The sequence below is a fragment of the Thioalkalivibrio sp. ALE9 genome, from assembly GCF_000377445.1.
GTDB lineage: Bacteria > Pseudomonadota > Gammaproteobacteria > Ectothiorhodospirales > Ectothiorhodospiraceae > Thioalkalivibrio.
Map to the genome: position 1 here is coordinate 17,428 of NZ_KB898124.1, position 24,452 is coordinate 41,879.

The following is a 24,452-nucleotide window of genomic DNA, read 5'->3' on the forward strand; positions in this document are numbered from 1 at the left end:
ACGATGGATTCAACGATCCACGCACCCGTGGCGGCCGCAGATGACGATCAGCTGCGGGCCGTCGAACTGGCGGTGGAGGCGGTGCTGTTCGCGGCCGCCGAGCCCGTCGCCCCCCGCGACCTGAAGGCGGCCTGCGAGGACCTCGGCGAGATCGATCAGGCGTTACTCGAACAGGCGCTGGGCCGTCTTGAGGAGCGCTACCGGGACCGCGCCATTGAACTGGTTCGGTCCGCCGGGGGCTATCGCTTCCGCGTGCGCTCGCGTTTCTCCGCCACCGTACAGGCGGCTCAGCCCGAACGCCCGGCGCGCCTGTCGCGGGCACTGCTGGAGACGCTGGCGATCATCGCCTACCGCCAGCCGGTCACGCGCGCGGAGATCGAGGCCGTGCGCGGGGTGGCGGTCAGCTCGGGCATCATGCGCACGCTGCAGGAGCGCGAATGGGTGCGCGTGGTGGGTCACAAGGAGGTCCCCGGACGCCCGGCGCTGTATGCGACCACGCGCGGCTTTCTGGACGACCTGGGGCTCAAGCGCCTGGAGGAGCTGCCGCCGCTGGACCAGATCCGCGATCTGGCCGACGTGGCGTCGGACGCGGGGCTGAGCCTGGCACCGCCAGAAGCGGAAGAAGACGCTGGCCCGGGCACGAACCAGCGGCTGGATTTCGACGTCGCAGACGCCGAGCCGGAACCGGACTCCCGGTCCGGCTCAGCCCATAGTTAGCACTGGGCCGTTTCGGCCGCCTCGGGGCAGTCGTGCTGCACCAGACGGTTCTCGGCCAACCACTCCATGATGCCGTCGGTCACGTTGTAGAGGTTGTCGTAGCCGAGACCGTCCGCTAGCGCGCGGGCGAGGGCGCTGGTCCGGTTGCCCACGCGGCAGATCAGCACGACCTCTTCGTCTGGGTCCACCAGGTCGGTGAAGCGTTGCCCGAACTCCGGATGCAGGTCGCCGTTCTCGTCGAAAGCGGTAATGCGATGGCTGCCCTCGATCACGCCGGTCTCCGCCCACTCGTCCGGCCGGCGGATGTCGACGATTGTCGCGCCTTCCTCGATCTTCTCCGCCAGTCCCTCGTTGTCCAGGCCACTGAAGGGCGCCCGCTCGACCTCCAGCACCTCGACCTCGAAGCGCAGCGTGGCGTTGGACGGGATGATGTTGCCCGCGCCGCGTTCGCCGTAGCCAAGCTCCGGCGGGATCACGATCTCGCGCTTGCCACCCTCGCGCATGCCCATCACCCCCTGTTCGAAGCCGGGGATGACCTGGCCCCGGCCGAGGGTCAGCGCGAACGGTCTATCGGTCTCGCGACTGGAGTCGAACACGCTGCCGTCGTCTTCGAGGGTGCCGGTGTAATGCAGGATCGCCGTGTCGTGGCGAACGATCTCTGGACCCTCCCCGCGTTCCACCTCGTGGATTTCGATGGAAGGCTCGTATTCCGCACTGGCGGTTCCCGTGACCATCAGGGCCGCAACCAGCGCAGCCGAAAACATAACAATAGGGGCATATACGAACTGATGAATTCGGTTCTTCATTATGTAGATTCCGCTAATATTAAAAATTTGTGATAAGTATTTATTGTCAGTGACTTGCGGTTTCTTTGTGGTCGGCATTCTATACCGTATTCCGGGCACCGAATACAGGTGTTAGAGGAGGCATTCTGGAATCCGTAAAAAATCCCGATATTTTATTGCAGGTTTTTAGAACATGTACTAAAAATTCACTCGGCTGTCTCAGGGAGAGAGGGGCAGCACATGCGATTTCGATCCGAAGTACAAGCCGGAGGCTGGCAAATGACAGACCACAAGAACGATCATACCGAGCTGGAAAACAAATCCGAAGAAGCGATCAAGGAAACCGGGGAGCTGACCGAGACGGGCGCGGCCCGTCGTAGCTTCCTGGGCAAACTGGGCAAGGGCGGCGCCGCCCTGGCCGTGTTCGGCATGGGGGCGGAGACCGCCATGCAGACCATGTTCAACCGCAGCACCCTGTCGAGCGCCGTCGCCGCCGGCATCGAGGGCTTCCACGTGGAAGGCAAGGTGGACGGGTTCATCTGGCTGAATGATCGCCCGATCAACGGCGAGCTGCCGCCGCACCTGCTGCACGACGAGGTCACCCCGTTCCCCAACATGTTCATCCGTAACAACGGCGTCCCGCCGGAAAAGGCCGGCATCGATGCCGCGGCCTGGACCCTCACCGTGCACGGTGAGGCGGCAAATCAGGAGAAGTCCTATACGATCGCCGATCTCAAGGAGAAGTTCGAGCACCATACCCTGCAGATCTGGATCGAGTGTGGCGGCAACGGCCGTGCCGCATTCGAGCCGTCCCCGCGTGGCAACCAGTGGGATCTGGGCGCGGTCGGCTGCCCGACCTGGACCGGTGTGCGCCTGCGCGACGTGCTGGAAGACGTCGGCTACGACGCGGACAAGGCCGTGTACATTGGCTACAAGGCGGGCGATGCCCACCTCAGCGGTCGCGACGACCTGGACGCGCTCTCCCGTGGCTGCCCGATGCGCAAGGCCCTGGAGGACGAGACCATCATTGCCTGGGCGATGAATGGCGAGGACATCCCGGAACAGCACGGCTACCCGCTGCGCCTGATTACGCCCGGCTTCCCGGGTTCCGCCAGCGGCAAGTGGCTGACCGAGATCCTGGTGCGCGACCGCGAGCATGACGGTCAGGGTATGACCGGCCACAGCTACCGCATGCCGCGTCATCCGGTGGAACCGGGCGCCGACGTGCCGAACGAGGACATGGTCGTCCTCGAGGAAATGCCGGTGAAGTCGCTGATCACGTATCCGCAGACCGGCGTCGAGACCACGGCTGGCAGCACGCTGAAGGTCGCGGGCAAGGCGTGGGATGGCTACGGCGATGTCGAGGAGCTCCACGTGTCGACCGACTACGGGGTGACCTGGCAGAAGGCCGACTTGAAGCGGCCGGTCAACAAGTTTGCCTGGCAAACCTGGGAGGCAGACATCGAGTTCCCCGAGCAGGGTTTCTATCAGGTGTGGGCCGTGGCCACCAACAGCAAGGGCGACCGTCAGCCGATGGTGCTGCCGGGCTGGAACCCGCGCGGTTACGGCAACAACAAGGCCCACCACATCGATGTCCGAGTCAAAGCGTAAGGAGCACGAATGAAGTCGAAGATGGTCCTGTTGTTGCCGGCCATCCTCGGCCTCCTCTGGGTGGCGCCCGCGATCGCGGGCGACCACGTCGAGGCCGCCGAGGAGTACGAGACCGATCCGGAAACCGGCCTGCTCAAGGCCCCGGGATTCGATACCGTCAAGAATAATTGCACGGTCTGCCACTCGGCCCGGTTGTTCACGAGCCGCGGGTACACCCGCAAGATCTGGCTGGAACAGATCCGCTGGATGCAGGACACCCAAGGGCTCTGGGAGTTTTCTCCCGAAGTGGAGGAAGAGATCCTGGACTACCTGGAAACCTACTACCCACCGCGTTGATCCTGACACGGTGATGACGAAACGCCCCGGCTGGTCCGGGGCGTTTTTTTGGGGGCTCACTGCATGTTGGCAGGGCGTCGCGCGGGTCGGCGTAAGCGCCTCGGCGATCCGGCTATTCGGCGTTGGCGGGTGTGATTGCCCAGCAGCGATGGGGAGGCGGCGGACGGCGGAAATCCTCGTCCAGGGTCTCGCGGGTGATGTCGCGGGCCTGGAGCCCGGTCAGCGCCGCGTGGTCCAGCTCGAAGCGGCGGCGGTTGGTGGAGAAGTACAGCACGCCATCCGGGGTGAGCAGGCGCGCCGCCGCAAGGATCAGCGGCACATGATCGCGCTGGACCTCGAAGTCATCCTCGGTGCGCTTGGAATTGGAGAAAGTCGGCGGGTCGAGGAAGATCCGCTCGAAGACCATGCCCGGGGTGTCCGCGGTCCCCTCCAGCCAGCGGACCACGTCCTCGCGCAGCAGGGCGTGGGTGCCAGGTTGGCGGCGGCTGCGGCCATCGCGGATCTCGGCCTCCAGGCCGTTGGCGCGGAAGTTCGCCTCGGCCCATTCCAGGTAGGTGTTGGACAGGTCCACGGACACGGTCTGGCGTGCCCCGCCGATCGCCGCGTGCACGCTGACCGCGGCGGTGTAGCAGAACAGGTTCAGCAGGCGCAGGCCGCGGCATTCCTCTTGCAGCCGGCGCCGCATCGGGCGGTGGTCGAGGAACAGCCCGGAATCCAGATAGGCATCCAGGTCCACCCGCAGGCGGCAGCCGTGTTCCATGACCGTGAACGGCGCAGCTTCGGCGGTTTCGGCGCGCTGGTACTGTGAACGCCCCTTCTGTGCCCGGCGCTGCTTGTAGTGCAGGTGCGCGGGTTCGACGCCGGTGACCTCCAGGGTGGCGGCCAGTGCGCCGCGCAGGCGGGCCTCGGCTCGGGCGGGCTCGACGCTGGCGGGGGCGGCGAACTCCTGCACATGCAGATGCAATGTCCCGTCTTCCGCCTCGTAGCGGTCAATCTGCAGGGGATATTCGGCCAGGTCGGAATCGTAGATGCGGTAGCAGGTGATGCCCTGGCGCCGCGCCCAGCGGGTCAGGTGACGCAGGTTCTTCTGCAGCCGGTTGGCGAAGTCCGGCGCCGGGTCAGCCGGCGGTTCCTCGCGCCGATGGATCTCGAACTGGAGCAGGTGGCAGGCGAGGGTGCCGTTGTAGAAGCGGTGCTTGTGGCTGGCGCGCAGACCCAGGCGCTGCGAGTCGGTGGTGTCCGCGACCAGCAGGGCGACATGCCAGCCGCCAAACGCGCTGCGCAGGCGCTCGCCCAGCAGGCTGTAGAGCTTGATCAGCTCCGGTGTGTTGCCGATGCGTTCGCCGTAAGGCGGGTTGCTGACCAGCACGCCGTGATCGGCCGGGGGCTCCAGGGTCAGGGCATCGGCCTGATCGAAGCGCGTGCAGTCGTCCACACCTGCGGCCCGGGCCGCCTTGCGGGCGGCGGCCACAGCGCCCCGGTCGCGGTCGCTGCCCAGCAGGGGCGGGCCCTGCCAGGGGCGCACGGTATCGCGGGCCTCGGCCAGGCAGCGGTCCCAGAGCTCCGCATCATGGCCGGACCAGCCCCGGGCCCGGAATCCCGCGCGCAGCAGCCCCGGTGCGGTACGGGTCGCCATCAGCGCCGCTTCGATCACCAGCGTCCCGCTGCCGCAGAACGGGTCGAGGAACGGCGCGTCCGGATGGGCCTCCAGGTGCTCCGGCCAGCCGGCGCGAATCAGCAGCGCGGCGGCCAGGTTCTCGCGCAGCGGGGCCTGGCCGCCCGCGCCGCGATAGCCGCGCCGGTGCAGGCCCCCGTTACCGATGTCCAGGCTCAGCTGAGCCTGCCGACCCTGCAGTTGCAGCAGCACGCGTACGTCCGGGTCGGCGGCGTCCACGTCGGGGCGTTCGCCGGTGGCGGCGCGGAAGGCGTCGGCGATGCCGTCCTTCACCCGCACCCCGGCGAAATGGGTATGCCGGATGTGCGAGCTCTTGCCCGTCACGTCCACCGCGAAGGTGGCGCCGAGGCCGAACACGGCGGGCCAGTCCAGGGCCCGGCTGGCGGCGTGGCAGGCATCGCCGTCGGGTTCGTCGAAACGGGCCAGGGGCAGCAGGATGCGGCTGGCCACCCGGCTGCCGAGCAGGCAGCGGTACAGCGTGGCAAGGTCCGCCCGGAAGTGGATGCCGGCGCGGTCCTCGCGCAGGTCCGTCGCGCCGAAGCCCTCCAGCTCGCGCGTGACCAGCGGGGCCAGCCCGCCGGCGGCGGTCGCGAGATACGTGCGGGTTGTGGCCGCCGGGTCGTAGGGCAGGATCGTGTCGTCGGCAGGGGTGTCGGTCATTGCGGGCTCGAACAGGCAGGGCGGGAAGGCCGCTTATTCTGGCACACCCGGCGGCGCGTTCGGCCCCTCAGCGCAGCAGGCGGCGGCGGATCAGGAAGGTCGCGAGGACGATGGCGCCGCCGCCGTAGGCGGCGATCACCGTCAGATGCGGCAGCCAGGCGTCCGGCCAGGCGCCGGTCATCAGCGGGCGGACGATCTCGAGCACATGCGCCAGCGGCAGGGCCAGCGCCAGGCCCTGCACCCAGCCGGGCAGCTCGGTGAGCGGGAAGAACACACCGGAGAGCAGGAGCATGGGGGTGACCGCCAGAGTGAAGTAGTAGAGGAAGAAGTCGTAGCTGCGCGCCAGCGCGGTGATCACCAGTGCCAGCGCGCCGAAGGTGAACGCAGCGAGGAAGATCACCGGCAGCGCCAGCAGCGCGCGGGCATCGCTGACCAGCCCCAGCAGGCTGGCGACGACCAGGATGGTGATGGCGCTGACCAGGCCCTTGGTCGCCGCCCAGACGGCCTCGGCGAAGACGATGTCGTCGAGCGTGAGCGGCGTGGCGAGCATGCCCAGCCAGGTGTTCTGCTCCGCCATGCGGGTGTAGGCGGAGTACATGCCCTCGAAGCTGGCGGTGAACATCGCGGAGGAGCAGATGATGCCGGAGGCGATGAACACCATGTAACTCATGCCGTCGAGGTCGCCGACCAGGCGGCCGAAACCGTAGCCAAACGCCAGCAGGTACAGGATCGGCTCGCCGAAGTTGCCGAGCATCGACGGCACGATCAGCTTGCGCCAGACCAGCGCATTGCGCCGCCAGACGGCGACGAAGCGCAGGCTGGGACGGGGCAGCAGGGGCATCGCGGGATGGGCCATCAGTCGCGCAGCTCGTGTCCGGTGAGTTTCAGAAAGACGTCTTCCAGGTCGGCCTCGCGCAGGGTGGGCTCGTGGCCGAGCGCGCGCAGGCGTTCGCGCAGGCGGTCCGGCTCGGTCGTGTAGACCAGCCAGGTATCGGCCACCTGATGGGCACGGTCCTTCGCCCCCAGCTCGCGCTGCAGCACATCGCCGGCCCCGGCCCCGCCCACGGTCAGCACCCAGGGCTCGATGTGCTCGGCGATCAGACGGCTGGGGGCGTCACAGGCGATGATGCGGCCGTGGTCGATGATCGCGATGCGATCGCACAGCTCCTGGGCCTCCTCCATGTAGTGCGTGGTCAGCACCAACGTGACCCCGGAGGCGCGCAGCGCCCGCAGCTGGCGCCACAGGTGATGGCGGGCCTGCGGGTCCAGCCCGGTGGTGGGTTCGTCCAGTACCACGACCTCGGGCTCGTTGATCAGGGCGCGTGCCAGGGTCAGGCGTCGCTTCATGCCGCCGGACAGGGCATCGATGCGGGCGCCGCGCTTGTCGTTCAGGTTGACCTGTTCCAGCAGCCGGTCGATGCGTGCCTCGATGCTCGGCCCGGACAGCCCGAAGTAGGCCGCATAGGTGCGCATGTTCTCGATCACCGTGAAGTCGGGGTCGAGAGTGTCGAACTGCGGGACGATGCCCAGCCGTTCGCGCACGGCGCGTTCGCCCTCGGGCATTGGCAGGCCCAGGACCTTGACCCGGCCACCGTCGATCGGGGTCATGCCGAGCAGCATGCGCAGGGTGGTGGTCTTGCCGGCCCCGTTGGGACCCAGCAGCCCGAAGAATTCGCCCGGAGCGATCTCGAGGTCCACGCCGTCGACCACGTGGATGCCGTCGTAGGTCTTGCGGAGCTGGTCGATACGGATCGCGGACACGGCGGGACTCGCGGCGAAGGGGTGCGCATACCATACCGGTTCGGGGGCCTGCCCCCAATGTCCCGGTGCCGCGCCATGAAAAAGGCCCGGATCGTTCGATCCGGGCCGGTCGTTCTGATACCGCTGCCGGCGTTACGGACGGCTGTAGGTGTAACCCTGGTGCTGCAGCCAGGAAATATGGGCCACGCCGCTGGGGATCACATCGTCCTCGGAGGCATCGAACAGCTCCTCCAGGGCGATATTGCGCCCGCGCAGGGTGTTGGCGCAGACCTGGAACTCCACGTCCTGCATCTTCAGGTTCTCGATGCGCCCGCGCAGGTTCTCGTTGGTCATCGCGGTCTGGAGCAGGCCGAGGCCATCGCCATGCATGACGACCTTGATGTCCATGTTCTCGGCGCCGACCGCGTTGATGTGGTTCTGGATGTTGCCCATCGCCGCCATGTAGCGCCGTTCGTCATCGTAGTTCACGTGGTAGACGACCTTGTGATAGCCATAGTCGAAGTCGCCCGCGGCGGCCAGGCCGGGGAGGCTCAGCACCATCGCGAGCAGGGCGGGAAGGATCAGTTTCATTGCGTTCATTGCACAGGTTCCTCTCCTGAAACAATCACGAACCCGGGCGGGTCTTGGGTACGCCACGGGGCCTTGCGCCGGGGTTGGCGCGCCGCGACCGGGGGCTTCACTGGGAAGGCGGTCGGCGGCTGTTTATAAGACGCACCGGGCATGCGCCTATTCCCGTCCGGGCGGGCTTGAAGGGGTGTTCTTCGGTTCGGATGGGAGCAAAGAAAAGGGCCCGGGAAGGCCCGGGCCCGAAGCGACGACCGGGAGATGGCGGCCGCCGCGGGGGGAACTTGCCTGAAACGCCTACGGGCGCACGTAGGTGTAGCCCTGCTGCTGCAGATGCGACAGGTGGGCCACGCCGCTCGGGATGATGTCGTCCGCGGAGGCGTCGTAGAGATCATTGGCGATATCGATGTTCCGGCCGACCACGGTGTTGTTGCACACCTGGAAGTCCACGTCCTGCATCTTCAGCTGGTCGACGAAGGCCTTCAGGTCTTCGTTCGACTTGGCGTGCTGCAGCAGGCTGAGCCCGTTTCCATGCATCACTACCTTGATGCTCATGCGGTCGGCGCCAACGGCGTTGATGTGGTTCTGGATGTTGCGCATCGCGCCGATCTGACGCTGTTCGTTGTCGTGGTTTACGTGGTAGACCACTTTCTGTTCGGAGTAGCCGTTGTCGTTGGCCAGGGCGGTGCCCGGCAGGACGAATGCGGCAGCGGCCAGGGCCAGCGGAAGGATGTAGCGTTTTTTCATGATCGGGCTCCTGCTTGTGTTCCCGTGTGTTCGTTGTCGATACGCCCGGGGCGTATGTCGCGCTGCAAGCAGCTGACCGGATCCGGTGGCGGGCTTCCATGCCTTTCGTTTCCGGTTACAGGTAGGACGGGAACTATCCGCGATTATTCCGATCAGAATCTAGATAACTGCCTGATCATATGTAGAAAAGTAGAACATTAGGGGATGTTGTTTCGCATGCCCCGGGCGGCGTGCAGGGCCAGGGTCAGGAGTACCAGGCCACCGGCCAGCAGCGTGAAGCGGCCCGGGGCCTCGGCCAGGAACAGCCAGACCCAGAGCGTTCCGAACACCGCCTCCAGGACCAGGAACAGCGCGACCTCGCCGGCCGGCAGGAAACGGGTCGACAGGGCGATCAGCGCGAGTGCCAGAGGGAGCTGGACCAGCCCCATCACGGCGAGTACCGCGAAGCTGTCGAGGCCGATCGCGAGGGGTGCCGCCAGCGGCCACGCGATGACGGCCGCCAGCAACCCGCCCGCCGCGATCACGGCTAGGGAAACACTGATCAATGTTCACGCTCGCGTTGGCACCCCAGGTTTTCCGAGACAAGGCGCGGTGCGCAGCGGGTAGTGGTTCTACCCGCAAGTGGCGCAACGCAGGATCCGGGAACCTGGGGTGCCAACCCCACAAATCATTCAATGCAGGGGCTCGGCCGCTTTTGTGCGCGCACAGCGTTGCGGCTCCCTTGTGCAGAATGACTGCACGGCAGTCACCGCGCCTTGTTCGCACGCAAAAGCGACTCGAGCGCGAGCGTGCACATTGATCAGTGTTTCCCTAGGCGATCCACCCGCGGCGACCGCCGCAGCAACGTCAGGTTAATGCCGACCACGAGCGCGGCCAGCAGCGCAAGCCCGTCCCCCAGCCAGCCCCCGGCCTCCAGCGACCCGGCAAATACGCCGATGATCCCGCCGAGGCAGACCAGCATCGCGACCCACGTCCGCGGGGGCACCCACTCGCGCAGCAGTACCCCGGAAAACACGGCGGCGAAGAGCGGCGAGGCGGCCAGGATCACGACCACGTTGGCCACCGTGGTGTGCAGGATGGCCAGCACGAAGAGGATGGTGGTGGCGGCAAAGCCCGCCGAGACCCAGCCGGCATCCGCGCCGCCCAGGCGCAGGTGGGTCCAGGCCCAGCGCCCGTCGAGGACACGCAGCAACAGGGTCAGGGCAAGCGCCATCAGCAGCCCGCGCCAGAAGACGATGTTCATGCCCTGAGTGTCGGCCAGGCGCACCAGCAGCCCGTCGAAGCTGAGCGCCATCACACCGGTGAAGGCGAGCAGCGAGCCGTGCAGGTGTTCACGTCGCATGATTCGGGTCACCCTCCATGTGCCGCTTTTCCAGCGGGGTTGTTACAGTGCGTGGGTACCGTTTTCGGAGTGCCCTATGTCCGCATCCCCCATCCCGCCCGAACTGCAGCCGATCGGGGCCATTGGCCTCGGCATCATGGGCGCGCCCATGAACCGCAACCTCCTGGCCGCCGGGGCCGAAGTTCGTGTCTGGGCACGCCGGCCGGAGACGGCGGAGGCACTCGCGCAGGAGGGGGCGCAGTCGTGCGCGAGCCTCCCGGAGCTAGTTCGCGGCGTGCGGGTTCTGGTGCTGAATGTGTCCGATACGCCGGATGTCGAGGCGCTGATGCTGGGCCCGGACGGCATCCTGGAGCACGCCCGCCCCGGCCTGATCGTGATCGACCACAGCACCATCGACCCGATGCGGACGCGCGCCATCGCCCGCGCGGCCGCCGAACGCGAAGTGACCTTCGTGGATGCCCCGGTCTCGGGGGGCGAGCCGGGGGCCCGCGCCGGTTCCCTGAGCCTGATGGTAGGCGGCCCCGCCGCGGTGGTCGAGTCGCTGCGCCCGATCTTCGAGGTCGTGGGGTCCACCCTGACGCACGTCGGTGAAAGCGGGGCGGGACAGATCGCCAAGGCCTGCAACCAGCTGGTGGTGGGCGAGACGCTGGTCGCGGTGGGCGAGGCCTTCGCGCTGGCGGAGCAGTCGGGTGTGGATCCGGCCCGGGTCCGCGAGGCGCTGATGGGCGGCTTTGCCAGCTCGCGCATCCTGGAGGTGCATGGCCAGCGCCTGCTGGACGGGGACTTCGAGCCGGGGTTCCAGGTCGGGCTGTATCACAAGGACCTGGGCATCATCGCCGATCTGAGCCGGGACCTTGGGCTCGCGACCGATGGGCTCAAGCCGGTGCGCGAGGCCGTGGATGCAGCGCTTGAGGCCGGGCAGGCCCGGCATGATGTGTCGATCCTCGCCCGCTTCTGCGTGCGCGCCAGCGAACCGGCTTCCTGAGGGGTCAGAGCACGAAGCGCCAGACCAGCCAGGCCAGCGAAAACCCGGCCAGGAAGATGATGCCGGCCCAGGCCAGGGCACGCAGGCCGGGCCCGGGTCGGGCATCCGCCGGCATATCTGGTGACATCACCGCTCGGAAAGTGATCCAGGCGAGGATCGGGGCCGAGAGGAATGACAGGGTGGTCGCGATATCGACGAAGCGTGTGAACTGCTCGCCGGCGAGCCAGATCAGGGTCAACGCCCCGGTGGCGACGATCAGCAGGGCGATGCGATAGCCCCACCATTCCAGCCGGCCCTCGGCGCCCGTGTCCGGGTCGCTGCCCCGGGGCTGGTGGCTGTTCTCGCGCAGCGCGCGCAGGGTGGCCATGATCACTCGCGGGTAGGCGTCGGTCACGGCCAGGGTGGTGGAGAACATCGTGGTCAGCGCCGCGATCGCGATCAGGGAGCGACTCCACTCGCCCAGGCTCTGGGCGTAGAGATCCACCAGCTGCGCCGAGAAGGCGGCCGCCCCCGGGGCGAAGCCGACACCGCTGCCGTACATCAGCAGGGCCCCCAGGAGCATGAACACGAGTGCCAGCGCGGTGGCACCGAAGAAGCCCAGCCGGAAGTCGAACACGGCCTCGCGCACACTGGGGTGATGCCCGGTCATGCGTGCGCGCTCCTGGGTCCAGACCGAATGCCAGGCGGCCACGTCCAGCGGGATCGGCATCCATCCCAGCAACGCCAGCACGAAGGCGAGCCCGGCCAGGGTCCACAGGTTCGACCATTCCCGGGCGCCGGAGAGCGCATGCCAGTCGGGGGCCTCCTGGAACGCCAGGGCGACCGCGACCACGGTGGAGACACTCAGCGCGGCCATGATGATCTTCATGCCCAGGTCGAGCCCCTTGTAGGCCTCGACCATCAGGAAGGCGATGCAGGCGGCCAGGATCAGTGCGGAGAGTACGACCATCGACAGGTCCAGCCCGAAGACCAGGGCGAACAGCCCCGCGGTGGTCAGTGTCACCACGGCCTGGATGATGAACAGCGTGCCCAGCGTCACCGCGATGTACAGGCCCAGGGCCCAGTTGCCGAGCCGGTGATAGCCGGTCAGCAGGTTGTGCCCGGTGGCGGCCGCGTAGCGTGGCCCGAATTCCAGAAAGGGGTACTTGAACAGGCAGGCCAGGAGCACGATCGGGATCAGCAGCAGCCCGTATTCGGCGCCGCCGCGGGTGGCCTGGACCAGATGCGAGACGCCCACCGCCGCGCCGGCCATCAGCAGGCCGGGTCCGATGGCGGCGCGCAGCGTGGCGCGGGTGGATGCGGTCATGAATCGATGTTTCCTTGATCGGTTGCTGCCGTGTCCGACTGGGGCAGGGCGTCGGTGCTGGCGATGATAATGCGGTCGCGTCCGCTGTTCTTGGCGGCGTACAGGGCCTGGTCGGCGCGGCCCAGCAGCGAATCGGCCGTATCCCCGGGGCGGAAGCTGGCAATGCCGCCGGAGCAGGTCTGGCCGCTGGGCATCGCCGCGCGCAGGCGCTCCAGGATATGGCGCGTCTGCCGGGCATCCGTATGCGGAAACACGATCACGAACTCCTCCCCGCCGAAGCGCGCCAGCAGGTCCGTGGGGCGCAGGCTCGGGCGCCAGGCGCGGACCATGTCGCGGAGCAGGGCGTCGCCGGCGGCATGGCCGTGGGTGTCGTTGTAGCGCTTGAAGTGATCGATATCCAGGAAGGCCAGGGTCAGTGGTCCGGCATTACGCTCGGCCCGCGCGATTTCGCGGTCCAGTTGCTCCTCCAGGTGGCGACGGTTGCCGACCCCGGTCAGTGCGTCGCTGCGGGAGAGGTGTTCCAGTCGCTGCGCCAGTACGTGGGTTTCGCGGAGCAGGCCTGCCATGCGGTACATCACCAGCAGGAACAGCAGGATGGACGCGATCGCGGCCACGCGGATGGTCTCCGTCTCGCCGCCGGCGGTGGCCAGGATCACCATGGGGACCAGCACCGAGGCCGCCCCCAGGATCAGCAGGCGCCGCCCGGAGAGCTCGGCAGGCGAGGTATGGGTTCGCGGTTCCACCCTCGCGGACGGGTGCCATGCGGCCGCCGCGATCAGCGCATAGGCCACGAGCCAGAGGGCGTCGGTCAGCCCGCCTGCCCGGTACCAGCCCGCAGAGTTGCCGTGGGCATACAGCAGGTCGGCGGCCAGATAGGCCAGCATCCCCAGCAGCAGGAAGCTGTGGGCAGTGATGCCCGTACGCTGCAGGAACACCAGGCGCAGCACCAGCACCAGCAGGATGAGATCGGCAACGGGGTAGCCCGTGGAGACCAGCAGTTGCAGCCAGCCGAGTCCGGGGTCGTAGGTGTAGGGGGCGATCAGCAGGGCCCAGCCGAGGACCGCGGCCGAGATCCCCACGATCAGCGCATCCACGAAGGCGCCATCGTTCCGCGCGGCCTGGGCCCCCAAGCGCCACAACGCCACGGCGAACAGCGGGTACACGGCGAGGTAGAAGACATCCGCGGCCGAAGGGAAGGGCTCCAGGCCCTGCAGGTCCAGCCAGTACCAGATGCCGTGCCCCGTGGCGGCCAGTGCCAGCGCGGCGGCGATCAGGGCCCAGGACGAGGCGGCGAACGGGCGTTGAGGGCGCAGGGTGGCGAGGGCAACTGCCACCGCGGCGCCGGCGGTCGTGATGACGTAGAGGGCGCTGGCCAGCGGGCCATGGGGCAGGGCGACATAGGCCATGGCCAGCACCAGGCCGATGCCCAGCAGTACGCTCCAGCCCTCCGGGCGCGGCCGTCGCGCGGTGCGGCGGGCGTCCCTGCTTGCGGCATGCGTGCTGCCACGCTGGATGTCGGCCGATTCCCCCATCGGCCGTATGGTGACAGACCGATGCAGGATTGTCCCGCCTCCGCGGCGGCGCGCGGCTCCCTCCGCAGGGGGGCCTTAAGGAGACGCTGATTGAATCGCACGTCCGCGCTCGAGTCGCTTTTGCGCGCGAACAAGGCGCGGTGACTGCCGTGCAGTCATTCTGCACAAGGGAACCGCAACGCTGTGCGCGCGCAAAAGCGGCCGAGCCCCTGCTTTCACTGGCTTGTGGGGTTGGTGCCCCCTGTTCCCCGATCCTGCGTTGCGCCGCTTGCGGGTAGAACCACTACCCGCTGCACGACGTGCCTTGTCTCGGAAAACAGGGGGCGCCAACGCGGACGTGCGATTCAATCAGCGTCTCCTTAAAGGCCGATCAGTTCGGCATGCACACCGGAGGCTGTGACCGTGTCCAGCAGCTTGCGGCTGTTGATGCGTTGCGGGTCGTACTCCACCACCATCAGGTGCGGGCGTTCATCGTGGCTGGACGCGGCCATCACGCCCGGGAGTTCGCGCAGGGCATCCTGGATGCGTTCGCGGGCCGCGTGGTCGGTGTCCTCGTCGATGTGGATGGTGACATCCGCCATATGGGTGCTCATTGCGGGCTCCTTCGGCCGCGGGGCCGTGTGCCTACAACATGAATATAGACGCTGCCGGAGGCGGCTCAAGCAACGGGCCTGGCTGCCGCCGCCGCGGAGGGCTATGGTGAAGGGATGGATACGAACCGGAGAATCACCATGCGAGCGATCTGGCTGGGGCTGGCCCTTGTCGCGGTGGGCAGCAGTGCCGCGCAGGCCGATGTGCTGACGGGCGACACGCTGCTGGAGGCGGCGAACGCGGAGATCACCAACATCGACCAGGAGGGCCTGCAGGACCTGATCGCCAGCGAGCCCGACCACGTGGTGATTGATGTGCGCACACGTACCGAGATTGATCACACCGGCGGGCAGATCCGCTCCAGCGAGACGCTGAATATCCCGCGCGGCTGGATCGAGTTCGAGGTGCCGGGCGAGATCCCGGACAAGGACACGCCGATCGTCGTCTACTGCGGCCAGAACCTGCGCAGTGTGGCCGCCGCGCAGACCCTGCAGCAGATGGGCTACACCAATGTGTACAACTACCCCGGCGGTTTCTTCGAGTGGAAAGACGCCGGGCTGCCGCTGTATGTGCTGGACAAGGCCCGCGACTCGTTCCTCTACGACCGCCCGCAGGAGGTGACCGACGGCGTTTGGTCCGCGATCGGCGCGACCCAGCCCTCCACCTACGAGAACTCCGGCCACAACAACAACCTGTCGTTCATCATCACCGACGACGGCGTGGTGGTGATGAACGCCGGCGACAACTACCTGCTGGCCAAGTCGCTGCATCAGGAGATCAAGAAGCTTACCGATCAACCGGTGAAATACGTGGTGCTGGAGAATGCCCAGGGCCACGCGATGCTCGGCATGACCTACTGGCAGGAGCAGGGCGCCACGGTCATCGCGCACAACGATGCCTGGCGCGAGATCGAGGCCAATGGTCAGGCGAGCCTGGAAGCGGCCGCCACCCGCACCCGCGACAAGGCGTTCATGACCGAGCTGGGCACGCCGGACGTCATCTTCGCCACCCGCCTGGACCTGGAGATGGGTGGTGAAACCATTCAGATCCGCTACCTCGGGCCGGGCCACGCGCCGGGCGATATCGCCCTCTGGGCGCCGGAGCGCAAGGCGCTTATTACCGGGGACCTGGCGTTCCATCAGCGCATGCTGCCGATCTTCGAATACACCGATACCGCCGGCTGGATCGAGACCTGGCACGAACTGGAGGCCCTGGAGGCCGAGTACATCATCCCCGGCCACGGCGACCCGGTGAACGATTTCGAGGTGCTCCGCCGCTACACCTACGATTATCTCGTGTACCTGCGCGAGGAGGTCCAGCGCATCCTCGACGAGGGCGGCACGCTGAACGATGCCTACAACATCGACCAGACCGCCTACCGCCACCTGGACACCTACGGCGAGCTGCATCGCCAGAACGCCGGCCGCGTGTTCCGCGCCATGGAGTTCGAGGACTTCTGAATCCCAATGCGGAGCGTCCGGGTCCCTCGCCTGTGGGAAGCCAGCCCCTGCCGGCAGGGCGTGGGCAAGGCCTCAATCGCCGAGAGGGCTCGGCTCCTACTGGTCTGGAGCCAGCGTTTGCAGGAGGCCAGCCCCCTGGCCGATGGGGCGCTTGCAAAACCGCAATCGGCCGGAAACCCGGGCTCTTGTAAGGGCGAGGGTGTACGTGGATCAGCATTTCCCTGGGAAGTACAGCGCGGGAAGTACACCGCGTACGTGAAGGTCGGTTGTGCGGAGAATGGGTCCTGGCGAGAAGGCAGTGCCGGGTCGCATGTGGCATTTCCCATATCTTCGCGCTAAATTAGAACGAACGTTCGGTTCGGTATGGGCGATGACAGAGAATCCGAAGCAATCCGTGCGCGGCGCCGCGCTGCGCAAACTGGTACTGGATACCGCGCTCGAGCGGTTCAGTCAGGATGGCTATTTCAATACCTCCATCCATGACATCCGGCGTCAGGCCGGTGTCTCCATCGGCTCGATCTATCACCACTTCGGCAACAAGGAGGCGCTGGCCAAGGCGCTGTACGACGCGCTGCTGCAACGCATGGACGCGGGCCTGGCCGAGGTGATGGAGCGCGAGAGCGGTTGCCGCGCACGCTGCGACGGGATCATCGCGTTCCTGTTCCGGGCCGCCACCGAGGCCCCGCAGACGATGCGTTTCGTGCTCGAGGCGCGGCACCGCGAGTTTCTTCCGGACGAGCCGCCGGTGTGCTCCTCGCAGCCGTTCCAGCGCATGCGCGAGTGCATCGAACAGGGCATGGCCGCCGGCGAGGTCCGGCCCATGGAGATCCCGGTGGCGGCCACCGCCGCGTTCGGTGGCGCCATCCGCCTGTTGCACCTGTACCTCGACGGCGTGCTCGAGAAACCCCTGGCGCACTACCTGCCCGAGACCCAGGAGGCCGCCTGGCGCGCCATCGCGATGCCCTCGGCTAACTGCCCGTAACCCGTTTTTCTACCGAAGGAGAATCCCCGATGAAGATCATTGCATCCCTGTTCCTGCTGCTGACCCTGTCGCTGGCCACCCTGACCGTCCAGGCCGAAGCCCCCACCGACGCCCGCGCCCTGGACGGCGTCGAGCAGGGCCGCGTCGTGTTCGACCTGAACAACAACGACCCGGAGATGCTCGCGCTGTATCTGATGGTGATCCGCGAGACCTTTGAAGACCTGACCGATCAGGGCGTGGACCCGGACATGATCCTCGCCTTTCGCGGGCGGGCCGTGACCATGGTCTCCGAGGATCGCGAGCGCTTCGAGCTGACCGACTTCGACCATCTGGACGCGATCGAGGAGCACGTGGCGGCACTGAAGGAGAAGGGCGTGCGCATGGAGTCCTGCGCCGTGGCGACCCGCCTGTTCGGCGTCGAGCACGGCGAGCTGCTGTCCGGCATCGAGCCGGTGCGCAACACCTTCGTGTCCCTGACCGGTTACCAGGCCCAGGGCTACGCGGTCATCCCGATCTATTGAGCCTGAAGGGTTCGGGTATCGAGCCCGGGGACGCAACACCCGGGCCTTCACCATAAAAGGAGGAGAACCACCATGCGAAATCGAATGCTGATCCTGTTGCTGGCCGTCCTGTTGCCGTTTGGCCTGGCCTCCACGGCGAGCGCCGAGGGCCTGGACAATCGCGAGGCCACCCAGGGCATCGAGACGATGCGCGCGGTCTACGACATGCGCCAGTCCGACCCCAACGTGATGCTGGCCTACCTGCGCGGCATCGCCACCAACCACGAGAACCTGCTCAAGGAGGGCGTGGAGCCCGATCTGCGCATGGTCTTCATCGCCGAGGCCGTCAAGTTCATCAACACCGACCCCGAGCCCGAGGTCGCGATCGATCACGCCGACACCCTGGAGGAGATCGCGAAGGCGGTGGACCGGCTCGACGAGCTGGGCGTGAAAATGGAAGTCTGTGCGGCCGCGACCCGCGCCTACGGGGTCGATAACGACACGGTACTGGACCCGATCCAGCCGGTACGCAGCGGTTTCATCGCGGTGATGGGCTACCAGAACCAGGGCTACGCGCTGGTACCGGTCTACTGACCGCGGAATCCCCTCGCACGGGGCCGACCGGGCCGTCGCGCAAAGCGGCGGCCTTTTTTGTGTTCGGGCCCCGGCAAAGGCTCAGCCGCGCGCCAGCCGGCGGTTGAGTGCGTAGACGGACAGTGGCGCGAAGACCAGGGCGATGCCGAGCGCCCAGGCCAGCGACCACAGGGCCGGCTCCAGGGCCGGTCCGTCGGCATTCATCAGGGCGCGGGCGGCATCTGCCAGCAGCGAGACCGGGTTGGCCTGCACGAAGCCCTGCAACCAGGTCGGCATCGTGTCCACCGGCACGAAGGCGGAGCTGACGAAGGTGACCGGGAACAGCGCGGTGAAGCCGAAAAGCTGCACATGCTCCGGGTCGCGCGCGATCACGCCCACCAGCACCATCACCCAGGAAAAGGCCACCGCGAACGTCAGCACCAGCGCCACCATTGCCAGCAGATGGACCCAGGATGTCTCCAGACGAAAGCCCAGCAGAAAGCCGACGAACAGCAGCAGGGCGATGCACAGGAGCTGCTTCACCACGTCCGCCAGGATGCGTCCGGCCAGCGGGGCCCAGCGCGGGATGGGCAGGGCGCGAAATCGGTCGAACACGCCGCGGGTCAGGTCGGTGTTCAGGCCGTGGCCGACGTACACCGTGACGAACAGCATGTTCATCACGATCACGCCCGGCAGCACGAACGCCAGGTAGTTCTCCGGCGAGCCGGCAATGGCCCCGCCGAACACGAACAGGAACAGCACCAGGAACAGGATCGGCTGGATGCTGTAATCGCCCAGTTCCCACGGGTTGCGGCGCACCTGTACCAGGCTGCGCCAGGCCAGCGCCAGCGTCTGGTCGATGGCATTCATGCGGCATCCTCCTGATCGCCCGGTTCTGCCCGACTGACACCGCTGCGCCCGGTCAGGGACAGGAAGACATCGTCCAGGCTGGCACCGCGCAGTCCCAGCTCCGCCACCTCGATGCCGGCGGCGTCCAGCGCGCGCAGCACGGCCGGGAGAATGGACGGATCCCGGACCGGTGTGCTGATGGCCTCGCCCTCGACCTGGGGCGGCTGGTCGGTGATCGCGGCGACGTGTTCGGCCGCGGCCGGGGCCTGCTCGACGTGGCTCACCCTGACGAACAGCGAGCGCCCGCCGACCCGGGCCTTCAGCTCCGCCGCCGTGCCCTCGGCGATCACGCGGCCCTGATCCAGCACCACGATGGCATCGGCCAGGGCATCGGCCTCCTCCAGGTACTGGGTCGTCAGCAGTACAGTGGTGCCGTCGGCCTGGAGCTGGCGTACGCGTTCCCACAGATCGCGGCGTGCCCGCGGATCGAGGCCGGTGGAGGGTTCGTCCAGAAACAGGATGCGCGGGCGCCCGACCAGGCTGGCGGCCAGATCCAGCCGGCGCCGCATCCCGCCGGAGTAGGTCTGCGCGGGGCGTGATCCGGCGTCGAGCAGGTCGAAGTCCTCCAGCAAGGCATCCGCGCGCGCCCGGGCGTCCCGGCGCTTCAGGCCCAGCAGGCGGCCGATCAGAATCAGGTTTTCGCGCCCCGTCAGTTTCTCGTCCACCGACGCGTACTGACCGGTCAGGCCGATGATCTCGCGCACCCTCGCGGCCTCGCGGGCCACGTCGAAGCCGCCCACGCGGGCGGTGCCGGCGGTCGGGGCCAGCAGCGTGGCCAGCATGCGGACCACGGTGGTCTTGCCCGCGCCGTTCGGGCCGAGCAGGCCCAGGACCTGATGCGAGGGTACCTGCAGGTCCACCCCGTCCACCGCTCGGGTGCCGCCGAAGTCGCGTACCAGCCCTTCCACTTCAATGGTGTTGTCCAAACTCGTCTCCGGTTGGCTTGTCCTCGTCGTGGCCGCCCGGTTTGCGGCCCCTTCAGCCGTCCTGTCGCGCTTTCAGCAGATCGCGGATCTCGGCCAGCAGCTTTTCCTCGTTACTGGGAGCTGGCGGTTCCGCGGGTTTTGCCTCCTCCTTGTGCTGGAGGCGCGCGATCATCTTGATGGCGGCGAATACCACGGCCGCAATGATCAGAAAGTCCACCACGCGCTTGATGAACACTCCGTAATTGATGGTGACCGCCGCCACGCCATTCTCGGCCTCGCGCAGCACGATCACCAGATCGGAAAAGTCGACCCCGCCAATCAGCAGGCCGATCGGCGGCATCACCACATCCGATACCAGCGACGACACGATCTGGCCGAACGCCAGCCCGATGATCACGCCCACGGCCATATCCACCACGTTGCCGCGCGCCACAAACTGCCTGAATTCGCTCACGATGCCCATGCCCTATCTCCCTTCAGTGGGTAACCCTGAAGCTATAGTCCAGCACGGGGGTAGTTGCGCGACGGGCAGGGCGGCGAGCGTCAGTTTCCGTGTGCGCGGCGCGAGTCGTCCGGGGCCTGGTCGCGCTCGTGCATGCCGTAGTCGCGCACGACTTCGGCCACGCGCAGGCGATAGTCGGCGAAGATGCCGCCGCGCCCGGCCGCCTGCACCTGACGGTGTTCCTCGAGGTTGCGCCATTCCCGCACCGCGGCCTCGTCCCGCCAGAAGGACAGCGACAGCACCTTGCCCGGCTGGCTCAGGCTTTCGAAACGTTCGATGGAGATGAATCCGTCGACGTCCTTCAGGTGTTCGCGCAGGCTCGCTGCCGCATCCAGGTAATCCTGCTTGCGTTCGGAATGGGGCTCGACTTCAAAGATCACGGCAATCATGGCGGCTTCGCTTTCAGAAAGACGAGGGCCGATTTAACCATGCGCGCAGGCGCAAGGTGGAAGCTGCGCCCACCCGCGGAGGCTCGGGCGCACGGCCTGTCATCGATCAGGGGGATTACTCATTTTTCCGGGGTGTCATCCGGGTCCTGATAGGCGCGCAGTCCGCCCGCGATGGACTGGACATTGGTGTAGCCCATATCCACCAGCTGGGCCGCCGCCAGTGCCCCGCGGTTGCCACCATTGCAGAAGCAGACCAGGGGAGCGCCCTTGTCAGGCACCACCCCCTCGATCTGGCGGGTGATGGAATCCAGCGCCACGTTGCGGGCGTTCGGAAGGCTACCCTTCTGGTACTCCTCCGGTTCGCGTACATCAATGGCAATGGCACCGGATGCCAGGTGGCCGTCTACCTGTTTCGGCTCAATTTCCTCGATGCGCTCGCGCGCGGCCTGTGCGCGTTGGAGAAACGCTTCGTCGTGGTGATCCATCCAGGTCTCCTTCGTTGAGGGTTTGTTGAGGGTGTGCGGCTCCTGCCGGGTGCGGGTGCCAGCGTTGCACGGCCTCTGGCCGTGATCTCTGTCGGGACACCCGGCAGGAACTGGCTAATTCCCTTGTGGTCGTAGGGAGTTCAAAATATCTTCAAAGCCATATATAGGGAGAGCCACATGAAGAAAACGCTGATGGCCCTTGCGGTCGCCGCCGCCTGCCCGGCTCTGGCGCTGGCCGAACCCCGTGTCGTGGACACCGATCGTAATGTCTTTATTCCCGCCGAAGAGGATGCCCGCGCGGTTCTGCGGGTCGCCGCGGTCTATAACGACGAAGACTTCCGCATCCATTACGAGTACGAGACCGATACGCCCAGCTGGTATCACCAGGTCTGGCGCTACGAGGATGGCGAGTGGGTGCGCTACGGATCCGGCGGCCCGGGGCCGGACGAGCACGGCCTGTACGAGGACCGGATCTCCATGATGCTGGACGACGGCAAGGTGGAGGGTTTCGACCGCATGGGCGGATGGATGACCGCGCACGACGGTATGCGCAGCCTGACCTCCGAGGTGGACGCGGATGCCGTTCGCGAGCATCCCAAGCTGGGCGGCGACCTCGGGCGCAGCGACGTGCGCAAGTACCTCCCGCAGACCCGCGTCACGGAGGATCCGGAAGAGGTCTCCTGGGATCAGGTCATCGATGACGAGGCCCTGGAACAGTTGCAGTCCGACGGTGTGTTCCTCGACCTGTGGCAGTGGCGCTCCCACCGCAGCCACCCGATGGGCTACGCGGACAACAACTACGTGCTGCACTACCGCCTGTCGTCCGAGGGCACCAGCATGTTCACGACCAACTGGGATGACGACGCCGATCAGCCTGCCTGGATGTTCGATCCGGAGCAGGTCGGAGCCCCCGCTCTGGAGTGGGAGGCCCTGATCGCCCGCGAGTACGGCCAGGACGATGCTTATTACATCCACGAGGGCAACGCAATCGCCTTCGATCCGGACCACGACTGGCAGGAAGGCGATGTGATCCCGCAGCGGTTCCTGCGGGAGCCGAGCGGCAGCCGCGGCGCGATCCGTGCCGATGGTGGCTACGAAGACGGCGCCTGGCGGATTGCACTCACCCGCACGCTGGAGGCCCCCAACGCCCGGGACAGCAAGACCCTGGAACATGGCGCGTCCTACAACGTCGCCTTCGCGGTTCACAGTGCCGCGGGCGCGCGCTGGCACCTGGTCTCGCTGCCGATGACCCTGGGGCTGGAAGACGGGGAGGCCGACATCGTCGCTCGCCGTGTCGATGGGGACCTGGACGAAGCCGACCTGGAATGGACCGAGGTGGAGGTGTTCTACCCGGGTCAGATCACCTATCAGTTCCTGCACAGCGACGACCACCCGGGCGGCACGCTGGTGCGCGAGGGCGAGAAGGGCGTGCGTGATCAGCACGATCTAGACACCCTGCCGGGCTTCATAGTCGACATGGAGCAGCAGCTCCTGCGCGACGCAGACTGAGCCGGCGCGGGTCGGCACCACGCGCGCTCAGACCCGGACTCGTCTGGTGTCGACACTCTCGGCCGTGGAAGGGGTGCGCCCGACGCCCTTGCGCCACCAGACGTGCAGGGCAAGGCACAAAGCCTGACGTCGGGTCTCCTGCGCTCCGTCGTCCCGGACGCCGCGCAGCGGTGATCCGGGGTCTCCGCCGGTGGGGCGGGCGCGGTCGGTGGCAAGGCCGGCGTGGGCGCTCCCGGCTCTGCGCTTCGCTGAGGCCGGGATGACGCCGTGTGGGGCTGTGCCGCGCGTCAGGCCGTCTCGGCGTTGCCGGTGGGGGTGGTTTCGCGGCGGATCAGGTAGTCCACGTAGAGGAAGCCGAAGGGCACCACGCCGAGGAACAGCACCAGCAGCCATTTCCAAACCGGCCAGCCGCTCAGGTGGCTGGCCATCACCGACGCCGCGCCGTAGACGATGAACAGGATGCCGTGGACCCAGCCGACATAGGTGACGGCCAGGGGCATGTCCGCGTAGGTGCGCAGCGGCATCGCGATAAACAGCAGGGTAATGAGCGACAAACCCTCGAGGACGCTGATCAGGCGGAAGAATTTCATGGGCGGGACCGGTGGATCGGGAAACGCGGCGGAGGGTAGCACGAAGCGCGACGGGCGCCACGAAATGGACCTGGCAGTGTGGTCGGGTTAATTCTTGCGCTGGTTGCGCGCGGATTGTGCGTAGTCCCTGGCCCGGGCGCGGATCTCCTCGAAGAACAGCGCCTCCCAGCGGGTGTTGCGCTCGTCCCGTGACAGAGGTCCTGTGTCCTGTTGCTCGCGAGCCAGGCGCGTGTCGGCCTCGGCCTCGGCGTCATCCAGGATCTGCTTGAAGCTATCCCGTGCCGCGGCTGCCTTCGGGTCGATTCCCTGGCGCTGCAGGACGTTGGCCAGCAGCGCCCCGCCTTTTTTCCACTTCGACCAGAGTCTCACAGCGACGCTCCTCCCAGTAGTCGTCGGCGTGCATCCGGGGTATACCCGAGGACCGAAGAGGTCCGGACAATCGACATCTTACCGGGCCAAGCGGCCTGTTGGGATTCTGGTCTACCAACAAAAAAGGCCCTCCGAAGAGGGCCTCGTCATCACTACCAGCGAGTGATCAGTTCGAGAAGAAACGCACGTTCGGATCAGCCATGTAGGCACCGACTTCTTCCGGATCGGCCGGCGTAATGCCGTCAAGCAGGTCGGCCTCGGTGTAGTCCGTGTTCGGCAGGAAGATGGCGCAGGTCTCGACGGTCGCGCCGTTGTTGAGCAGGTTCATCATCAGTTGCTGCGCATTCCGGTCTGCCGGCTGCATGGTGGCGCCGTCGAAGTCTTCGGTCGCCATCTTCGCGGCAGGACCGCACAGCAGCACACGGATTTCCTGACCCTGACGCATGCTTTGGTTGGCCAGAACCATGGACATGAACTGGGTGTGATCATCGGCCGAGGTGACACTGACGAACAGCTTGGAGGGCTCGTCCGCCTGTGCGGTCGCGCCTGCACCGGCAAGGGCGATAAGGGCGGAAGCGGCTAGTGTCTTGATGGCTCGCATGGAGTCTCCTGATCGTTTCGAAAGTGGAAGAGTAGAAAATAAGCA

The 24,452-nt window shown here is 66.8% G+C and carries 26 protein-coding genes and 2 pseudogenes; 9 read left to right on the plus strand and 19 right to left on the minus strand.

Annotated features, from left to right (window positions below; genetic code table 11):
- The first annotated feature begins 3 nt into the window (after positions 1–3).
- The gene (scpB, locus tag D106_RS0105795) at positions 4–717 is read left to right on the plus strand and encodes an SMC-Scp complex subunit ScpB (RefSeq protein WP_018879492.1); all 714 of its coding nucleotides are present in this window, start codon (positions 4–6) and stop codon (positions 715–717) included.
- Here the strand turns inward: scpB and D106_RS0105800 are convergent.
- Positions 714–1,451 (minus strand): FKBP-type peptidyl-prolyl cis-trans isomerase, encoded by a 738-nt coding sequence (locus tag D106_RS0105800; protein ID WP_196799911.1) that lies wholly within the window; start codon positions 1,449–1,451, stop codon positions 714–716. The two genes, scpB and D106_RS0105800, sit on opposite strands and share 4 nt — an antisense overlap.
- Positions 1,452–1,781: 330 nt before the next feature.
- Here D106_RS0105800 and D106_RS0105805 point away from each other — a divergent pair, with 330 nt between their 5' ends.
- Together D106_RS0105805 and D106_RS0105810 are read left to right on the plus strand one after the other, a co-directional pair.
- On the plus strand, positions 1,782–3,113 hold the full coding sequence (locus tag D106_RS0105805) for a sulfite oxidase (protein WP_018879494.1): 1,332 nt from the start codon (positions 1,782–1,784) through the stop codon (positions 3,111–3,113).
- Between the two features lie 9 nt (positions 3,114–3,122).
- Complete coding sequence (locus D106_RS0105810; protein WP_018879495.1) at positions 3,123–3,449, plus strand: hypothetical protein; 327 nt, start codon at positions 3,123–3,125, stop codon at positions 3,447–3,449.
- A 112-nt stretch (positions 3,450–3,561) separates the two neighbouring features.
- Here D106_RS0105810 and rlmKL read toward each other — a convergent pair whose 3' ends face one another.
- The 7 genes and pseudogenes from rlmKL to D106_RS14240 all read right to left on the minus strand — a co-directional run.
- Positions 3,562–5,784 (minus strand): bifunctional 23S rRNA (guanine(2069)-N(7))-methyltransferase RlmK/23S rRNA (guanine(2445)-N(2))-methyltransferase RlmL, encoded by a 2,223-nt coding sequence (rlmKL, locus tag D106_RS0105815; RefSeq protein ID WP_018879496.1) that lies wholly within the window; start codon positions 5,782–5,784, stop codon positions 3,562–3,564.
- A gap of 67 nt (positions 5,785–5,851) precedes the next feature.
- Positions 5,852–6,640, minus strand: coding sequence for an ABC transporter permease (locus tag D106_RS0105820; protein WP_018879497.1), 789 nt, complete (start codon positions 6,638–6,640; stop codon positions 5,852–5,854).
- On the minus strand, positions 6,640–7,545 hold the full coding sequence (locus D106_RS0105825; protein WP_018879498.1) for an ABC transporter ATP-binding protein: 906 nt from the start codon (positions 7,543–7,545) through the stop codon (positions 6,640–6,642). The genes D106_RS0105820 and D106_RS0105825 overlap by 1 nt, the downstream gene beginning before the upstream one ends.
- A 132-nt stretch (positions 7,546–7,677) precedes the next feature.
- Complete coding sequence (locus tag D106_RS0105830; RefSeq protein ID WP_026280589.1) at positions 7,678–8,124, minus strand: DsrE family protein; 447 nt, start codon at positions 8,122–8,124, stop codon at positions 7,678–7,680.
- A 282-nt stretch (positions 8,125–8,406) separates the two neighbouring features.
- Positions 8,407–8,856 (minus strand): DsrE family protein, encoded by a 450-nt coding sequence (locus D106_RS0105835; protein WP_018866508.1) that lies wholly within the window; start codon positions 8,854–8,856, stop codon positions 8,407–8,409.
- Positions 8,857–9,053: 197 nt separating this feature from the next.
- Positions 9,054–9,386 (minus strand): annotated as a pseudogene (locus tag D106_RS14235) (EamA/RhaT family transporter); the annotation flags it as partial.
- 281 nt (positions 9,387–9,667) lie between these two features.
- Positions 9,668–10,198 (minus strand): annotated as a pseudogene (locus tag D106_RS14240) (EamA family transporter); the annotation flags it as partial.
- Positions 10,199–10,274: 76 nt separating this feature from the next.
- Here D106_RS14240 and D106_RS0105845 point away from each other — a divergent pair.
- The gene (locus D106_RS0105845) at positions 10,275–11,183 is read left to right on the plus strand and encodes an NAD(P)-dependent oxidoreductase (RefSeq protein WP_018877946.1); all 909 of its coding nucleotides are present in this window, start codon (positions 10,275–10,277) and stop codon (positions 11,181–11,183) included.
- A gap of 4 nt (positions 11,184–11,187) precedes the next feature.
- Here D106_RS0105845 and D106_RS0105850 read toward each other — a convergent pair whose 3' ends face one another.
- From D106_RS0105850 to D106_RS0105860, 3 genes are all read right to left on the minus strand, one after another.
- On the minus strand, positions 11,188–12,489 hold the full coding sequence (locus D106_RS0105850; protein ID WP_018866510.1) for an NRAMP family divalent metal transporter: 1,302 nt from the start codon (positions 12,487–12,489) through the stop codon (positions 11,188–11,190).
- The gene (locus tag D106_RS0105855; protein WP_018879500.1) at positions 12,486–14,021 is read right to left on the minus strand and encodes a GGDEF domain-containing protein; all 1,536 of its coding nucleotides are present in this window, start codon (positions 14,019–14,021) and stop codon (positions 12,486–12,488) included. Before D106_RS0105855 ends, D106_RS0105850 begins: the two co-directional genes overlap by 4 nt.
- A 359-nt stretch (positions 14,022–14,380) precedes the next feature.
- Entirely contained in the window at positions 14,381–14,614 is a 234-nt protein-coding gene (locus tag D106_RS0105860) for a hypothetical protein (RefSeq protein ID WP_018866512.1), read from the minus strand.
- A 138-nt stretch (positions 14,615–14,752) separates the two neighbouring features.
- Here D106_RS0105860 and D106_RS0105865 point away from each other — a divergent pair, with 138 nt between their 5' ends.
- The 4 genes from D106_RS0105865 (at position 14,753) to D106_RS0105880 (ending at position 18,148) form a co-directional block, all read left to right on the plus strand.
- Positions 14,753–16,072 carry a rhodanese-like domain-containing protein gene (locus tag D106_RS0105865; protein WP_018879501.1) on the plus strand — a complete coding sequence of 440 codons (1,320 nt, stop codon included), beginning with the start codon at positions 14,753–14,755 and terminating at the stop codon, positions 16,070–16,072.
- Positions 16,073–16,442: 370 nt separating this feature from the next.
- The gene (locus tag D106_RS0105870) at positions 16,443–17,054 is read left to right on the plus strand and encodes a TetR/AcrR family transcriptional regulator (protein ID WP_018879502.1); all 612 of its coding nucleotides are present in this window, start codon (positions 16,443–16,445) and stop codon (positions 17,052–17,054) included.
- A gap of 29 nt (positions 17,055–17,083) precedes the next feature.
- Positions 17,084–17,575 carry a DsrE family protein gene (locus D106_RS0105875; RefSeq protein WP_018879503.1) on the plus strand — a complete coding sequence of 164 codons (492 nt, stop codon included), beginning with the start codon at positions 17,084–17,086 and terminating at the stop codon, positions 17,573–17,575.
- Between the two features lie 72 nt (positions 17,576–17,647).
- Entirely contained in the window at positions 17,648–18,148 is a 501-nt protein-coding gene (locus D106_RS0105880; RefSeq protein WP_026280590.1) for a DsrE family protein, read from the plus strand.
- Between the two features lie 81 nt (positions 18,149–18,229).
- Here D106_RS0105880 and D106_RS0105885 read toward each other — a convergent pair whose 3' ends face one another.
- The 5 genes from D106_RS0105885 to D106_RS0105905 all read right to left on the minus strand — a co-directional run bounded on the left by D106_RS0105885 (position 18,230) and on the right by D106_RS0105905 (position 21,338).
- On the minus strand, positions 18,230–18,997 hold the full coding sequence (locus D106_RS0105885; RefSeq protein ID WP_018879505.1) for an ABC transporter permease: 768 nt from the start codon (positions 18,995–18,997) through the stop codon (positions 18,230–18,232).
- Positions 18,994–19,962: a daunorubicin resistance protein DrrA family ABC transporter ATP-binding protein gene (locus D106_RS0105890; RefSeq protein WP_018879506.1), complete on the minus strand. Its 969-nt coding sequence runs from the start codon at positions 19,960–19,962 to the stop codon at positions 18,994–18,996. The genes D106_RS0105885 and D106_RS0105890 overlap by 4 nt, the downstream gene beginning before the upstream one ends.
- 52 nt (positions 19,963–20,014) lie before the next feature.
- Complete coding sequence (gene mscL, locus D106_RS0105895; RefSeq protein WP_018879507.1) at positions 20,015–20,425, minus strand: large-conductance mechanosensitive channel protein MscL; 411 nt, start codon at positions 20,423–20,425, stop codon at positions 20,015–20,017.
- An 80-nt stretch (positions 20,426–20,505) separates the two neighbouring features.
- On the minus strand, positions 20,506–20,853 hold the full coding sequence (locus D106_RS0105900; protein WP_018879508.1) for an antibiotic biosynthesis monooxygenase: 348 nt from the start codon (positions 20,851–20,853) through the stop codon (positions 20,506–20,508).
- Positions 20,854–20,972: 119 nt separating this feature from the next.
- A complete protein-coding gene (locus D106_RS0105905; RefSeq protein ID WP_018879509.1) occupies positions 20,973–21,338 on the minus strand; it encodes a rhodanese-like domain-containing protein in 366 nt (121 codons plus the stop codon).
- Positions 21,339–21,515: 177 nt separating this feature from the next.
- Here D106_RS0105905 and D106_RS0105910 point away from each other — a divergent pair, with 177 nt between their 5' ends.
- Positions 21,516–22,847: an ethylbenzene dehydrogenase-related protein gene (locus tag D106_RS0105910; protein ID WP_018866522.1), complete on the plus strand. Its 1,332-nt coding sequence runs from the start codon at positions 21,516–21,518 to the stop codon at positions 22,845–22,847.
- A 287-nt stretch (positions 22,848–23,134) separates the two neighbouring features.
- Here D106_RS0105910 and D106_RS0105915 read toward each other — a convergent pair whose 3' ends face one another.
- The 3 genes from D106_RS0105915 to D106_RS0105925 form a co-directional block, all read right to left on the minus strand.
- A complete protein-coding gene (locus D106_RS0105915; RefSeq protein WP_018866523.1) occupies positions 23,135–23,437 on the minus strand; it encodes a DUF3817 domain-containing protein in 303 nt (100 codons plus the stop codon).
- 87 nt (positions 23,438–23,524) lie between these two features.
- Positions 23,525–23,806, minus strand: coding sequence for a hypothetical protein (locus D106_RS0105920; RefSeq protein ID WP_018876202.1), 282 nt, complete (start codon positions 23,804–23,806; stop codon positions 23,525–23,527).
- Positions 23,807–23,972: 166 nt separating this feature from the next.
- Positions 23,973–24,407, minus strand: a complete 435-nt coding sequence (locus D106_RS0105925; RefSeq protein ID WP_018876203.1) for a DsrE family protein — start codon at positions 24,405–24,407, stop codon at positions 23,973–23,975.
- Between the last annotated feature and the right edge of the window lie 45 nt (positions 24,408–24,452).